The organism is Burkholderia sp. SCN-KJ (genome assembly GCF_024656005.1).
In the GTDB taxonomy this organism is placed as follows: domain Bacteria; phylum Pseudomonadota; class Gammaproteobacteria; order Burkholderiales; family Burkholderiaceae; genus Burkholderia.
This window is the reverse complement of record NZ_JANKOG010000007.1, coordinates 150602-164450: the sequence shown is the minus strand read 5'-3', so window position 1 is coordinate 164450 and position 13849 is coordinate 150602. Positions and strand designations below refer to the sequence as shown.

Genomic DNA, 13849 nt, shown 5'->3' with positions numbered 1-13849 from the left:
CGAGGCATCCAAGCATGGCAAGCGCAGACAAAGAAACCGTACCCTCTACCCTCCATGCCCTCGGCGGCGTTGCACGCTCGCGCCGGACCCGGCGTATCGGCCTCGGCGTGCTGATCTTCCTCGTTTTATTCGGACTGCTCGGGTTCTTCGCGGCGCCGCCGCTGATCCGCCACATCGCCGAACAGCAACTGAGCCAGCAGCTCGGCCGGCCGTCCACGGTCCAGCGCGTCGCGCTGAACCCGTACACGCTGAACCTCGAAGCCGACGGCGTGCACGTCGGCGAGCGCGGCGGCCAGGGCGATTTCATCGACATCGGCAAGCTCGTCGTCAGGCCGTCGTGGTCGTCGCTGTTCCGCGGCGCGCCGATCGTCAACGAAGTGCGCGTCGACTCGCCGCGCTTCCATATCGTCCGTTACGACGCGCAGCGCTTCAACTTCACCGACCTGATCGAGAAGTTCTCGACGCCGTCCAAACCCGAAAGCAAGCCGACACTTTTCTCGGTGTCGAACATCCAGGTCAACGACGGCCGGATCGACTTCGACGATCGCCTGCTGAACGAAAAGCACGTGGTCGACAACTGGACGCTCGGCATTCCGTTCATCGCGACGCTGCCGTCCAAGACCGACATCTTCGTGCAGCCGCGGCTGCGCGCGCGGTTCGACGGCAGCCCGATCGCGATCGACGGCAGGACGAAGCCGTTCGCGCAGTCGCGCGAGTCGGAAGTCGCGCTGACGTTCGACCGGCTCGACGTGCCGAAGCTGATTTCGTACGCGCCGGCGAAGCTGCCGGTGATCGTCACGAGCGGCCTCCTGAGCAGCGACCTGAAGCTGAACTTCGTGATGAGCGGCGACACGCCCGCGCTGCGCGTGTCGGGCACCGTCGATCTCAACGACGCGAAGGTGACCGACCGCGCGTCCGCGCCGCTGTTCGCCGCGCGCGGCGTGCACGTCGCGGCCGCCGGCCTCGAGCCGCTGCGCAACGTGCTGCATTTCGACGAGATCCGGCTCGACCAGCCGGTCGTCGACCTGGCGCGCGACAAGCAGGGCGTGCTGAACGTCGAGAAGCTCGCCGGCCAGCCGTCTGCCGCGCCGAAGGCGGCCGCAGGCAAGCCGGCCGCTGCCTCGTCGGCCGCTGCCGCATCGGGTGCCACCGCATCGAGCGAAGCCGCCGCCGTCGCCGCCGCGAGCGGCGCGAAGGCCGAAGCCGTCGCGAAGGAAGCGCCGCCGCTCGATCTGACGATCCGTCATTTCGCGATCGACGGCGGCACGATCAACGTCGACGACCGCGTGCCGGCGACGCCGACCGCGCTGTCGCTGACGAAGCTGGCCGCGACGCTCGACGGCTTCACGCTGCAGGGCAAGACGCCCGCGAAATACACGTTGTCGACGTCGTTGTCGCGCGGCGGCGACCTGAAGGCCGAAGGCGCGTTCAGCCTGGCGGCGAAGCAGGCCGACACGAAGCTGGCGGTCGATGCGCTCGCGCTGCCGGCGCTGCAGCCGTATCTCGGCGAGGCGACCCGCGCGCGCGTGCTCGACGGCACGCTCGGCGCGAGCGTCAACGCGAAGGCCGACTGGGGCAAGACGCCGCTCGACGCGCAGGTCGCCGACAGCACGGTGAGCCTGAAGTCGCTGAAGCTCGCGACGCCGGACGCGAAGGCGCCCGCGATCGTGCTGCCCGACGCGAGCGCGAAGATCGCGAAGGTCGACGTCGCCGCGCGCAGCGCGGAAATCGCGAGCATCGACGCGACCGGGCTCGCGCTCGACGTGAAACGCCTGAAGGACGGCAAGATCGACCTGGCGGCGCTGGGCGAACCCGCGCAGGCGGCGGTGCCCAGGCGCACGGTCGCGCGCAAGGCCGAGGCGGTCGCGCCGTCGTGGCATTACCGGATCGACGCGCTGAACGTGAAGGAATCGTCCGCGAACTTCACGGACCTGTCGACGCCGCGCCCGGTGAAGCTCGCGATCAAGCCGCTCGACCTGTCGGTGCAGAAGATCAGCGACGACCTGACGAAGCCGCTGCCGGTGCAGCTGAAGGCGACGCTGAACCGCAAGGGCTCGGTGAACGTGTCGGGCGACGTGACTGCGCAGCCGCTGAAGCTCGGCCTGAAGATCAACGGCAACCGCCTCGACGCGGCCGCGTTCGAGCCGTACTTCGGCAGCGCGCTGAACGCGACCATCGCGAGCGCGCTGCTCAACGCGCAGGGCAACCTGACGTTCGCGCAGGTGAAGGACACGCCGCGCGCGACCTATCGCGGCGATGTCGCGCTGGTCGACGTGCGGATGCTCGACAAGGCGACGTCCGACCCGTTCGCCGGCTGGCGCTCGCTCGCGCTGTCGAACCTGAAGGTGAACCACGACGAGAAGGGCACCGACGTCGACGCCGCGCGCGTGACGTTCTCGAACTTCTACGGCCGCGTGCTGCTCGATGCGCAGGGGCGGCTGAACCTGAAGGACGTCGTCGCGAAGGAGACGGGCCCCGCGCAGTCGCTGACGCGCGACGCGAGCAAGCGCGAACCGGTGCCGCTGTCGCCGGGCATGACGCCGCCGGCCGCCGCCGCGCAGGCCTCGTCGGCCGCGGCCGCGCAGCAGGCGTCGGCGCCGGCCGCCGCATCGGCGACGGTCGTCGTGAAGGCCGCGCCGCCGCCGCAGAATCCGGTGCGCATGCATTTCGGCGAGCTGCTGCTGCAGGACGGCCGCGTGACCTACACCGACAACTTCATCAAGCCGAACTACACGGCGAACCTGGTCGCGATCAAGGGGACGGTCGGCGCGTTCGGCACGGACTCGACGACGTCCGCGCCGGTCGACGTCGCCGCGAACCTCGCGGGCAACGGGCCGATCTCGATCAAGGGCTCGGTGAACCCGCTGATCGACAAGCCGGCGCTGGATCTCACGGCGACCGCGCACGACATCGAGCTGACCAACCTGACGCCGTATTCGGCGAAGTACGCCGGCTACCCGATCACGAAGGGCAAGCTCAACGTCGACCTGCACTACCAGCTCGAGAACGACCAGCTTCAGGCGAACAACCACATCTTCATCGACCAGCTCACGTTCGGCGATCACGTCGAAAACGACACGGCGACCAAGCTGCCGGTGAAGCTCGCGATCTCGCTCCTGAAGAACACGCGCGGCCAGATCGACGTGAACCTGCCGGTGTCGGGCTCGCTGTCGAATCCCGAGTTCAGCGTCGGCGGGCTGATCTGGCGCGCGGTGCTGAACCTGATCGCGAAGGCCGTCACGTCGCCGTTCACGCTGCTCGCGAATGCGTTCGGCGGCAGCGGCGGCGAGGATCTCGGCTACGTCGAGTTCGCGCCGGGCGCGTACGAGCTGACCGACGCGCAGCAGAAGAAGCTCGATACCGTCGTGAAGATGCTGACCGAGAAGCCGTCGATCCGGCTGGACCTGATCGGCCGCGTCGATCCCGCGAAGGACACGCCGGGGCTGCGCGACGCGTACGTCGAACGGCTGGTCCGCCAGCAGAAGCTGAAGGACGTGGTCGGCCAGGGCGAGAGCATCGATCCGATGTCGGTGAAGGTCGAACCGGCCGAGTACACCAAGTACCTGACGCGCGCGTACAAGGACGCCGACTTCAAGAAGCCGCGCAACCTGATCGGCCTGCAGAAGACGCTGCCCGATGCGGACATGAAGCAGGCGCTCGCCGATCACGCGCCGGCCGACGACAACGCGCTGCGCGCGCTCGCGCAGCAGCGCGCGCAGGCCGTGCGCCAGTACCTCGACGGCAAGATCGATGCGAGCCGCATGTTCGTCGTGGCGCCGAAGCTCGATGCGAAGGGCATCGAGGACAAGGGCGCGACGACGCGCGTCGACTTCGGCCTGCAGTAAGCGTTACGCCCTCATCCGCCGCCGCCGCGTCCGATCGGCAATCGGGCGCGGCGGCGCGCTCCCCGTCAGCGCGCCTCGATCGCCGGTTCGCGCTTGTCCAGTTCCTTCCTCGCGGCCAGCGGCAGGCGCGCATCGTCCCACTGCGTGAGCCATTCGACTTCCTTCGCGGTGAATACCTGGCCGTAGTTGCGCAACGCGTACTGCAGCGCGTCGACGACGTGGTGGCGAATGATTTCGGGGGTGCGTGCATCGTCCAGCACGAACCGGAGAGCTTCCAGGGTCGACATACTCGTGCTCCGGGTCAGGGAAAACCCTTTATCACACGCCAATAGTCATACGCCAAGCGCGAAAAAAATTCGCGCGGCGGGCGACGGCTCGCCCGATGCACCGACCCGGTGCGAACCTCGCGCGCATACGTCGCGGCGTGCGCCGGGTCGCCTCGTTTTGCGACCGCGTCGTGTCACTTGCGATTGGTTACGTTTGACAGAAAACAGAAAGCCCCGCTTCACGCGAGCGCCCCACGGCGCGGCGATATTTTGCGCGCCTGATGGCAGGTCACGCAGTTCAACGTCAATCGATGAGGTGGGGTGATGATTTCCAGGTTCGCTAAGCAACGGAAAATGGCGGTGATGGTGGCGGGCGCGCTGGCGCTCGCAAGCGCCGGCGCCTACGCGGCGCAGCAGGACGGCAACAGCCAGGGCAGCGACACCGGCCACGGCCGGCGCGTCGTGAAGCACGTGCTGCTGATCAGCGTCGACGGCCTGCACGAGCAGGATCTCGCACGCTGCATCGGCGCGAACACGTGTCCGAACCTCGCCGTGCTCGCACAAAGCGGCGTCACGTACACGAACGCCTATACGCCCGGCCTGTCGGACTCGTTCCCGGGGCTCGCCGCGCTCGTGACGGGCGGCTCGCCGAAGACGGCCGGCCTGTTCTACGACGTGTCGTACGACCGCAACCTGTACGCGCCGAGCGACACGACCTGCTCGGGCAAGCAGGGCTGGAACGTCGTGTTCGACGAGACGACCGGCATCGATGCGTTCAACGGTGGCGCGCTCGTGCACCTCGACGGCGGCGGCGCATTCAACCCGCAGGCGATTCCGCATGCGAAGGTCGGCGGCCAGTGCGTGCCGGTCTATCCGCACGACTACGTGAAGACCAACACGGTGTTCGAGGCCGTCAAGGCCGGCGTGCCGAACGCCTACACCGCGTGGGCGGACAAGCACGCGTGGGGCTACGACTGGCTGAACGGCCCGTCGGGTACCGGCGTCGACGATCTGATGCGCACCGAGATCAACTCGATCGACCCGGCGACGAACACGGCCTACACCGACGTCTATTCGCACACGGCGCGCTTCGACAACCTGCACGTGCAGGCGCTGGTCAACCAGATTGACGGCCGCGATTCGACGGGCACGAAGAACGCGCCGGTGCCGACGCTGTTCGGCGCCAACTTCCAGACGCTGAGCGTCGCGCAGAAGGCGCCGGTCGCGAAGGGCGGCGGCTACCTCGACGCGAACTTCACGCCGAACGGCCAGGTCGCGAACGCGATCACGTACGTCGACAACTCGATCGGCCGCATCGTCGCCGAGCTGAAGCAGCGCAACCTGTACACGTCGACGGCCGTGATCGTCACGGCGAAGCACGGCCAGTCGCCGACCGATCACACGAAGCTCGTGAAGAACGGCGACACGCTGACGAAGCTGCTCGAAGCGAACGGCTATCTCGACCCGAACGGCAACTTCGGCCAGAACAACACGACGACCGGCAACCCGAACGACGGCTCGGGCCTGGTCGGCACGGGCTTCGTGCAGACCGACGACGTCGGCCTGATCTGGCTGCGCGACCGCAGCCAGCGTACGGCCGTGGTGCAGACGCTGAAGGCGAACCTCGGCTGCAACGCGCCGGGGATCTGCGCCGACGGCGCGCAGGCATCCATCCTGTACGGCGCGGCGCTGGCCGACCGGTTCGGCGATCCGGCCAACGGCCGCACGCCGGACATCATCGTCCAGCCGAATCCGGGCGTGATCTACACGTCGAGCACGAAGAAGGACGAGGAACACGGCGGCAACGCGCCGGACGACAGCCACCTCGGCCTGCTCGTGTCGTACCCGGGCCTCCATCGTGCGCGTACCGTGAGCGATGTGGTCGGCACGAAGCAGGTCGCGCCGACGATCCTCGGGCTGCTCGGCGCCGAACCGAAGCTGCTGCACGCGGTCGTTGTCGAGAACACGCACGTGCTGCCGGGGCTCGGCATCGACCACTGACGCAACGGCACGGGCGGCACGGCGCAGTGTTACCGGCGCCGCCGTGCCGTCCGGGCGTGCCCGGCCATGCCGGGCACGCTCAGCGCTCCGCGCATGCGCCGAGGATCCATTCCCTGAAGCGCCGCAACGCGGCGCTCGTCTCCAGGCGCTCCGGCGCGTAGCACAGGTAGTGCCCCTGCGCGTCGACGTCGACGGGCGCGTCGAACGGTTCGACGAGCGCGCCGCTCGCGAGTGTGTCGACGATCAGGAAGCGCGGCACGAGCGCGAGCCCGAGCCCGGCTTGCGCGGCCTGGATCAGCACCGAATACTGTTCGAAGCGCGGCCCGGCCAGCGCGTTCATCCGGGCGACGCGATGGCGCTCCGCCCAGAGCGACCACGCGATTTCCGCCTGCTCGTGCACGAGCCGCGGCGCGGCGGCCGTGTCGGCGGGCGTGCGCAGCGCATGTCGCGCCGCGAATTCGCGGGAACAAACCGGCACGAACGTGCGGCCGTCCAGGTAATCGCAGCGGACGCCTTCCCATGCGCCGTCGCCATAGCGTATCGCCGCGTCGAGTCCGAACGGAAACACGTCGCCGTGCGCGAGATGGCGGCGAAAACTCAGCGTGACGTCCGGCGCGCCGGCCAGAAAGCGCGCGAGGCGCGGCACCAGCCACTTCGTCGTGAAGGTCGGCACGCTTGCGATCGTCAGCAGGTCGCTGTCCTCGCGCGCGCTCAGCAATTCGATCGACGCGTTGCCGATCTCGCGCAGCGGGCCGATCACGCGTGCGTGATAAACCTGCCCGGCCCGCGTGAGCGCGAGATTGCGCCCCTCGCGCACGAACAGCTTCACCCCGAACAGCGTCTCGAGATTCGCGATCTGCCGGCTGACCGCGCTCGGCGTCAGGCCCAGCTCGCGCGCCGCATACGAGAAGTTCAGGTACTTCACGGAAGTCGCGAACGCGTGCAACTCCGCGACGTTGGGAAACAGGTGCTTCACGGCGAACTATTCCTTGCGCGCACAGATCGATGCGGGCGTTGTACGTTTTTTTCATGACGATGCCATGTCGGATCCGCACACTGCGGCCGTCATGACAACGCGTGCCGGCCCTGCCCGGCGGGCGTTGCGTGACCCGTTCCGTGTCCGTCAGCGAGATTCGCCATGCATCCGCCAGCCGCTCCGGCCCTTGCCGAAGCTATTCCGATTCGTCGTAACAAACGGCCGCGCGCGATCGCGGGACGCCTGCTGCTGCAGGCGCTCGTCGCGGTCTTCGGGCTGTACCTCGCGTTGCCGATCGTGCTGCTGCTGATCGGCTCGGTCGGCCAGTCGTGGACGAACACGCTGCTGCCGACCGGCATCACGTCGCACTGGTTCGCGGACCTGGCCGCGAATCGCAGCTTCACCCGCGCATTCGGCACGAGCCTCGTCGTCGCGCTCGCCTGCTGCGCGATCAATGCCGTGCTGGCGCTGCCGCTCGCCTATGCGCTGCATCACCGCGCACTGGCCGGCCGCGGCTTCGCGGCGCGCATCGTGATGCTGATGCCGATCGCGGTGCCGGCGCTGACACTCGGGTTCGGCTACATCGCGATCTTCAGCGGCGATGCGCTGCCGTGGCTCGGCACGCTGCCGCTGATGATCGCCGCGCACGCGGTGCTGACGCTGCCGTACCTGCTGCAGACGCTGCTGAGCGACCTGCGCCACCTGGGGCTCGCGCATCTCGAGGCGTGTGCGGCGACGCTCGGTGCGACGCCGCTGCGCCAGTTCTTCACGGTCGTGCTGCCGAACCTGCGGCACAGCCTGTTTTCCGGCCTCGTGATGGTCGCCGCGCTGTCGATCGGCGAATTCCAGATCTCGAACCTGATCGCGGGCTTCCGTTACCGCAACTATCCGATCGTGCTGCTGCAGGCGTTCTACGGCGCGTCCGGGATGGCCTGCGCGGCCACCGTCGTGCTGCTCGTCCTTGCCGTGCTCGCGACGCTCGCCTCCGTCCTCACCGTGCCACGCCTGAAGTGAAACCGTCATGAGTCTCGATTTCGAAAACGTCAGCTTCCAGTATCCGGGCGCCCGTCACGGCGTCGACGCGGTCACGCTGTCCGCTGCCCAGGGCGAACTGCTCGCCGTGATGGGCCGCAGCGGCTCCGGCAAATCGACGCTGCTGCGCCTCGCCGCCGGCCTGCTCGACGGGTACGGCGGCCGTATCGCGATCGGCGGCCGCGACATGGCCGGCGTGCCGGTGTGGCAGCGCGAGGTCGGGATGGTGTTCCAGCACTACGCGCTGTTTCCGAACCTGTCGGTCGTCGACAACGTCGCCTACGGCCTGAAGATGCGCGGCATGGCCGCGGCGCCGCGCCGCCGCCGCGCGCTCGAGATGCTCGAACGCGTCGGCCTCGCCGCGCAGGCCGGACGCAGCACGGCGCTGCTGTCCGGCGGGCAGCAGCAGCGCGTCGCGCTGGCTCGCGCGCTCGTGATCGAACCGAAGCTGCTGCTGCTCGACGAGCCGCTCGCGGCGCTCGACGCCGGCATTCGCCACCAGCTGCGCGACGAGATCCGCGCGCTGCAGCGCGCATGCGGCGCGACGACGCTGCTCGTCACGCACGACCAGGACGAAGCGCTCAGCATGGCCGATCGCGTGGCGATCGTCGACGGCGGACGCATGCTGCAGGCCGGCACCCCGCGCGACCTGTACGAGCGTCCGGCGACCGCGCAGGTCGCGCGTTTCGTCGGCCATTCGACGCTGCTGCGCGGCCGCGTGCTCGCGCATGGCGCGGTCGACGTGCGGTTCACGACGCTGCGCGCGGATACGGGTGCGCACCGGCCGGGCGACCCGGTCGAGGTGCTGATCCGGCCGGAACACCTGCAGCCCGATCCACCCGAGTCCGTCGCGAACCGCATCGACGGCCGGGTCGGCGAGGTGCGCTACTTCGGCGCGACCCAGCGTTTCGACTTCGTACCGGCCGGCGCGACCGACGCACTGCTCGGCGAAGGGCGCGAGCTGCCCGCGCGCTGCGTGTCGATCGAGCCGCGCCATCTGCTCGTGCTGCCCGCCGCGTGAGCGCGGGCGACCCATTCATTCAACGGAGAATCACGATGTCTGCACGCCGCCACTTCCTTCATGCGACGCGCCGCCGCCTGCTGGCGCTCTGCGCGTTCGCGACCCTCGCGCCGGCGCTGGCCCATGCCGCGCCGCTGTATCCCGGCGAGGACGCGCTGTACGAGAAGGCCGCCGACGAAGGGCTCGTCGTGTCGTTCGACACGGGCCCGGAATGGGCGAACTGGAAGTCGCTGTTCGCCGAATTCCGCAAGCGCTACCCGAAGGTCGAGATCACGTACAACGACATCGGCTCGGCGGCCACGGTCGTCGCGCTCGACAAGTCGCGACGCCGCCCGCAGGCCGACACGGCGTACTACTTCGCGGCGTCGGCGCTCGATGCGACGGCCAAGGACGTCGTCGCGCCGTTCAAGCCGGTCAATTTCGACAAGCTGCCCACGGTGTTCCGCGCGGCCGACGGCCGCTGGTTCGCGGTGCATTCGCTGAACATCGCGCTGCTCGTCAACAAGAAGCTCGTGAAGAACGTGCCGCAGCGCTGGTCGGACCTGCTGAAGCCCGAATATCGCAATGCGGTCGTCTATCTCGATCCGCGCTCGACCGGGCAGGGGCAGGTCGCCGTGTTCGCCGCCGCCTATGCGAACGGCGGCAGCGTCGACAACCCGAAGCCGGGCGCGGATTTCTTCGGCAAGCTCAAGCAGGCGGGCAATGTGCTGCGTGTCGAGGGGACGACGCCGTACGCAAAATTCGTCAAGGGCGAGATTCCGGTCCTGATCGGCTACGAGAACGACGGGCTCAAGGCCAAGTACGCGGACGGCATGGGCGATGCGGCCGAAGTCGTGATCCCGCAGGACGGCAGCGTGTCGGCGCCGTACGCGATGAGTCTCGTGAAGAACGGCCCGAATCCGGCCGCCGCGCAGTTGTGGCTCAACCTCGTGATGAGCGACGTCGGGCAGGGGTTGTTCGCGCAGGGCTTCGTGCGTCCGGCCGTGCCCGGCACGCCGGTCGCGCAGGACGTCGCCGCGAAGCTGCCGAACGCGCCGCAGGTGCGTCCGCTCGACGTCGCGAAGGCCGCGGCGCACAAGGCCGAAGTCGACCAGCTCTGGTCGCAGGCCACGCTCGGCAAGTAAGGGGCGCGCGATGCGGGTTTCGTCCATGCAGCGCGGCGTCCTGCGCCGCTACGGCGCGGTGCCGGCGGCCGGGCTGTTCGCGGCGTGCTTCGTGCTGCCGCTCGCCGCGCTCGTCGGCGCCGCGTTCGACGGCGGCGGTCGTGCGTTCGCCGCGGTGTTCGGCGATCCGCTCGTCGCCGACGCGATCGTGCGCTCGCTGGCGCTCGCGATCGGCGCCGGCACGCTGTCGGTCGCCGTCGGCGTGCCGGTCGCGTTCGTGCTGGCCGGGCAGTCGCCGGCGCGGCGCCGCTGGTCGCTCGCGCTGCTCGGCGTGCCGCTTGCCTTCTCCGGCCTCGTGATCGCGTACGGCTTCATCCTCGTGTTCGGCCGCGCCGGCTTCGTGACGATGCTGCTGGCGTCGCTCGGCGCGGACCCGACCGTGGTCGGCGGCGCGATCTACACGATGCCGGGGCTCGCGTTCGCCTACGCGTACTACCTGATCCCGCGCGTCGCGCTGATGCTCTACCCGGCGCTCGCGAATCTCGACCGGCGGCCGCTCGAGGCGGCGCTGACGCTCGGCGCGCGGCCGTGGCGCGCGTGGATCGACATCGCGTGGCGCGAGCTGTGGCCGTCGATCGCGTCGGCGTGGTGCCTCGTCGGTGCGATCGCGCTCGGCACGTACGGCACGGCGCTCGCGCTGGCCGGCACGCAGGTCAATATCCTGCCGCTGCTGATGTACCTGAAGCTGTCCGACGGACAGACCGATTTCTCGCAGGCCGCCGTACTGTCGATCGTGCTGACGGCGCTTTGCACCTGCGTTCTTGCACTGGGGGAAGGACTTGCACGGCAACGACGTCATTGAATGGTCGGACGACACGCGCGCCGCGCTGGCGCAGGTCGCGCAGCGACAGCGCGGCGCACGCCGGCACCGGATGCCGGTCGGCGTGATCGGGCCGCGCGACGCGACCGACGCGCAGCTCGCCGTCGCCGAGCGGATCGCGCACGCGATCGCGGGGACGGGCATCGCGATCGTCGGCGGCGGCAAGCAGGGCGTGATGGAGGCCGCGGCGCGCGGCGCGCGGGCCGCGGGCGGATGCGCGATCGGGCTGCTGCCCGAGGACGATGCGCGGGACGCGAATCCATACCTGTCGGTCGCGCTGCCGACCGGGCTCGGCATCACGCGCAATGCGCTGATCGCGCGCGCGTCGCTGTGCCTGATCGCGGTCGGCGGCGGTCTCGGCACGCTGTCCGAAATCGCGCTGGGGCTGCAATGGGGCAAGCCGGTGTTCGCGATCTGCGACGCGCCGCAGGTGCCGGGCGTCGAGCGTTTCGACGAAGCGGATCCGCTCGTCGCGCAGGTTGCGCGATGGCTGTCCGGTTCGGCGTAGGTCGGCATCCAGGCTGACGGGAACACGCGGACGCGAGCGGATCGGCATGCGGCACACGTTCCGGGCGCGGCGCGGTACCTTCTCCAGCGATTCCGATACGGCTCTCGCGCGATGCGAGGGCCGTTTTTTTGCGGCCGGCGGGTGAAGAAGGCGGGGGCGGTGCGGATGTTCCGGCGCGGGGCCTCGGTTGCGTGCCGGGCGCGCGCCGGCTTGAAATGGGGTGCGTCACGCGCCATATTGGCCGCGTACGCTGTTCTTCAACGATGCGAAAAGGAAATCCGATGCGTCTGCTGCTTGCCCTCTTGCTGCCGTGGTTCCAGTTTTTCACGATCGGCCGCCCGATCGCCGGCGTGATCTGCCTGATCCTGCAGCTCACGATCATCGGATGGCTGCCGGCCGCGATCTGGTCGGTGTATGCGCTGAGCCAGTACAAGACCGATCGCAAGATCGAGGCGGCGCTGCGCGAGCGGCGGTAAGCGGCGGCAGTTTCCCTCGACCGCTGCTTCCGGAGTTCAAGGGGCTCGATTCCTATTTCGGTAGAAATTTATATAATTCAGCTACGAAGAACGGCATGATTTGTATAGATTTCTGCTGAAATGAACGCTTCCTGCACGATCCAACTCCACGCCGATGGTATTTGGCACGACGTCGGCGTCGTCACCCTTTTCGGCGAGCCTGACGAGGGCTGGCGCAGTCGTGCCTATACGGGTTACGACGTCGAATGGATCGTTCGACATCAATTCGCCCGCGATGCGCACGCGATGGCATGCGGTTTTCCGGTCGATCTCGAGCCACTGGTGACGCCCCATTGGCCGATTTTCCTGATCGATTTGCTGCCGCAAGGCTTCGGCCGTCAGGAGTTGTTGCGCCGCCTCGATCTGCCGGAAACAGCCGAGGAGCGTGCCGACTGGCCGTTGCTGCTCGCGGGAGCCGGTAACTCGATCGGCAATCTGCGGATCAAGGAAGCCGCGCAGTGGCTCGCCGAGCGCCAGGGGCCGCGGCAAGGATTTACCGACGATGACGTTGCCGCACGCGGAGACGCATTCAGCGAATACCTCGCCGAACATGGATTCTTCGTCGCGGGCTCCTCGGGTGTGCAGGGCGAGTGGCCGAAGCTGCTGCTGACCCGTGCCGACGACGGACTGCTCTATCTCGATCACACGCTGCCCGATGCGCGCGCGGTCGCGCACTACATCGTCAAGTTCGGACGTGGCACGAACGAGCGTCTTGCACAGATCCTTCGTCACGAAGCGCCCTACATGGCATTGGCCCAGCGTCTTGGATTGCGCGTGCATGCGCCGCTGACGCTGCGCGATCGGTCGCTATTCATTCCGCGGTTCGATCGCGCGCGCGTTGGTGGCAGCGTTGTCCGGTTCGCTCAGGAAAGTATTGCGTCGCTGACCGGAAAAGCCGGCTTCGGCGTCGTGCCGAGTCACGACGAGGTGTGCGGGCATCTCGTGCGCCGATGCACGGATCCTCAAGCCGAGGTGGCCGAGTATCTGTGCCGCGACGTCGCGAATCTCGCGTTGGGGAACAAAGACAATCATGCACGGAACACGGCATTGCAACGCGACTTCGATGGACGCGTTGCGTTGACGCCGCTTTACGACTTCGCACCGATGTATCTGCATCCCGACGGCATCGCACGGCGCATCCGCTGGGAAGGAAATGACGGTGGTCAGCCAGACTGGGCGCGGGTACTCGATGCGGTCGTCCGGTCGAGCGAGCCGCAGGCGGGGGAGGCGCATGCCGCGCTGGATCGCGACGCATTGTGGGCACGGCTGCACGCAATGGCGCCGCGCTTGCAGGAGATCGCCGATCGGGGTGTCGATCTCGGACTGGAGCACGATGTGCATGCTTTCCTGAAACCGGGCATCGAGCGGCTCGCCCGCGAACTGGATGCACTGCGCTAGGCGAGGGCGACACGATGGACAAACGCTATAACGCGATGTCGCTTCCCGATCAGCTCGCGTTGCGCCGGCAAGCGATCGAGGACGTTCTCGCGCATCCCGAGTGGTCGCTGCGCGAATCCGTGCGTCATCTGAAGCAGACGATGCGGCTGACGAGCGCCGAAATGGCGAAGCTCGCCGGTGTGTCGACAAAGACGATTCAGGATATCGAGCAGGGCCGCAGCGACGGGACGGTTCAGACGATGAACCGCATATTCGGCATGCTGGGATTGAAGCTCGGCGTCGTGCGGCGGGCGCCGCAATAACG

At 68.3% G+C, this 13849-nt stretch carries 12 protein-coding genes; 10 read left to right on the top strand and 2 right to left on the bottom strand.

The genetic code is table 11. The annotated features are described in order from the left end of the window. Nucleotides 1-14 precede the first annotated feature (14 nt). On the top strand, nucleotides 15-3845 hold the full coding sequence (locus NQV17_RS13990; RefSeq protein WP_257772732.1) for a DUF748 domain-containing protein: 3831 nt from the start codon (nucleotides 15-17) through the stop codon (nucleotides 3843-3845). Nucleotides 3846-3910: 65 nt separating this feature from the next. Here the strand turns inward: NQV17_RS13990 and NQV17_RS13985 are convergent, their stop codons facing one another. Then, a complete protein-coding gene (locus NQV17_RS13985) occupies nucleotides 3911-4132 on the bottom strand; it encodes a hypothetical protein (RefSeq protein ID WP_257772731.1) in 222 nt (73 codons plus the stop codon). 303 nt (nucleotides 4133-4435) lie between these two features. Here NQV17_RS13985 and NQV17_RS13980 point away from each other — a divergent pair, with 303 nt between their 5' ends. After that, nucleotides 4436-6112 (top strand): alkaline phosphatase family protein, encoded by a 1677-nt coding sequence (locus NQV17_RS13980; protein WP_257772730.1) that lies wholly within the window; start codon nucleotides 4436-4438, stop codon nucleotides 6110-6112. Between the two features lie 79 nt (nucleotides 6113-6191). Here the strand turns inward: NQV17_RS13980 and NQV17_RS13975 are convergent, their stop codons facing one another. Next, complete coding sequence (locus tag NQV17_RS13975) at nucleotides 6192-7088, bottom strand: LysR family transcriptional regulator (protein ID WP_044845028.1); 897 nt, start codon at nucleotides 7086-7088, stop codon at nucleotides 6192-6194. Nucleotides 7089-7250: 162 nt separating this feature from the next. Between NQV17_RS13975 and NQV17_RS13970 the strand changes: the two genes are divergently transcribed. The 8 genes from NQV17_RS13970 to NQV17_RS13935 all read left to right on the top strand — a co-directional run bounded on the left by NQV17_RS13970 (nucleotide 7251) and on the right by NQV17_RS13935 (nucleotide 13847). Further along, nucleotides 7251-8102, top strand: coding sequence for an ABC transporter permease (locus tag NQV17_RS13970; RefSeq protein ID WP_124529187.1), 852 nt, complete (start codon nucleotides 7251-7253; stop codon nucleotides 8100-8102). 7 nt (nucleotides 8103-8109) lie between these two features. Further along, nucleotides 8110-9141, top strand: a complete 1032-nt coding sequence (locus NQV17_RS13965) for an ABC transporter ATP-binding protein (RefSeq protein WP_257772729.1) — start codon at nucleotides 8110-8112, stop codon at nucleotides 9139-9141. 35 nt (nucleotides 9142-9176) lie between these two features. Beyond that, a complete protein-coding gene (locus tag NQV17_RS13960) occupies nucleotides 9177-10265 on the top strand; it encodes an extracellular solute-binding protein (protein WP_124486086.1) in 1089 nt (362 codons plus the stop codon). Nucleotides 10266-10275: 10 nt separating this feature from the next. After that, nucleotides 10276-11106 (top strand): ABC transporter permease, encoded by an 831-nt coding sequence (locus tag NQV17_RS13955; RefSeq protein ID WP_257772728.1) that lies wholly within the window; start codon nucleotides 10276-10278, stop codon nucleotides 11104-11106. 70 nt (nucleotides 11107-11176) lie between these two features. Further along, nucleotides 11177-11632 carry a TIGR00725 family protein gene (locus tag NQV17_RS13950; RefSeq protein WP_374692711.1) on the top strand — a complete coding sequence of 152 codons (456 nt, stop codon included), beginning with the start codon at nucleotides 11177-11179 and terminating at the stop codon, nucleotides 11630-11632. A gap of 281 nt (nucleotides 11633-11913) precedes the next feature. Then, on the top strand, nucleotides 11914-12108 hold the full coding sequence (locus NQV17_RS13945; RefSeq protein ID WP_044848494.1) for a YqaE/Pmp3 family membrane protein: 195 nt from the start codon (nucleotides 11914-11916) through the stop codon (nucleotides 12106-12108). A gap of 120 nt (nucleotides 12109-12228) precedes the next feature. Then, nucleotides 12229-13545 (top strand): type II toxin-antitoxin system HipA family toxin, encoded by a 1317-nt coding sequence (locus tag NQV17_RS13940; protein ID WP_257772726.1) that lies wholly within the window; start codon nucleotides 12229-12231, stop codon nucleotides 13543-13545. Nucleotides 13546-13559: 14 nt separating this feature from the next. After that, nucleotides 13560-13847, top strand: a complete 288-nt coding sequence (locus tag NQV17_RS13935; RefSeq protein WP_044848495.1) for a helix-turn-helix domain-containing protein — start codon at nucleotides 13560-13562, stop codon at nucleotides 13845-13847. The last annotated feature ends 2 nt before the right edge of the window (nucleotides 13848-13849 follow it).

What these genes read in the sequence shown, in the direction of transcription:
- NQV17_RS13945 (WP_044848494.1), top strand. Translation starts at nt 11,914, where the DNA reads ATGCGTCTGCTGCTTGCCCTCTTGCTGCCGTGGTTCCAGTTTTTCACG.
- NQV17_RS13950 (WP_374692711.1), top strand. Translation starts at nt 11,177, where the DNA reads ATGCCGGTCGGCGTGATCGGGCCGCGCGACGCGACCGACGCGCAGCTC.
- NQV17_RS13965 (WP_257772729.1), top strand. Translation starts at nt 8,110, where the DNA reads ATGAGTCTCGATTTCGAAAACGTCAGCTTCCAGTATCCGGGCGCCCGT.
- NQV17_RS13970 (WP_124529187.1), top strand. Translation starts at nt 7,251, where the DNA reads ATGCATCCGCCAGCCGCTCCGGCCCTTGCCGAAGCTATTCCGATTCGT.
- NQV17_RS13935 (WP_044848495.1), top strand. Translation starts at nt 13,560, where the DNA reads ATGGACAAACGCTATAACGCGATGTCGCTTCCCGATCAGCTCGCGTTG.
- NQV17_RS13940 (WP_257772726.1), top strand. Translation starts at nt 12,229, where the DNA reads ATGAACGCTTCCTGCACGATCCAACTCCACGCCGATGGTATTTGGCAC.
- NQV17_RS13980 (WP_257772730.1), top strand. Translation starts at nt 4,436, where the DNA reads ATGATTTCCAGGTTCGCTAAGCAACGGAAAATGGCGGTGATGGTGGCG.
- NQV17_RS13955 (WP_257772728.1), top strand. Translation starts at nt 10,276, where the DNA reads ATGCGGGTTTCGTCCATGCAGCGCGGCGTCCTGCGCCGCTACGGCGCG.
- NQV17_RS13990 (WP_257772732.1), top strand. Translation starts at nt 15, where the DNA reads ATGGCAAGCGCAGACAAAGAAACCGTACCCTCTACCCTCCATGCCCTC.
- NQV17_RS13985 (WP_257772731.1), bottom strand. Translation starts at nt 4,132, where the DNA reads ATGTCGACCCTGGAAGCTCTCCGGTTCGTGCTGGACGATGCACGCACC.
- NQV17_RS13960 (WP_124486086.1), top strand. Translation starts at nt 9,177, where the DNA reads ATGTCTGCACGCCGCCACTTCCTTCATGCGACGCGCCGCCGCCTGCTG.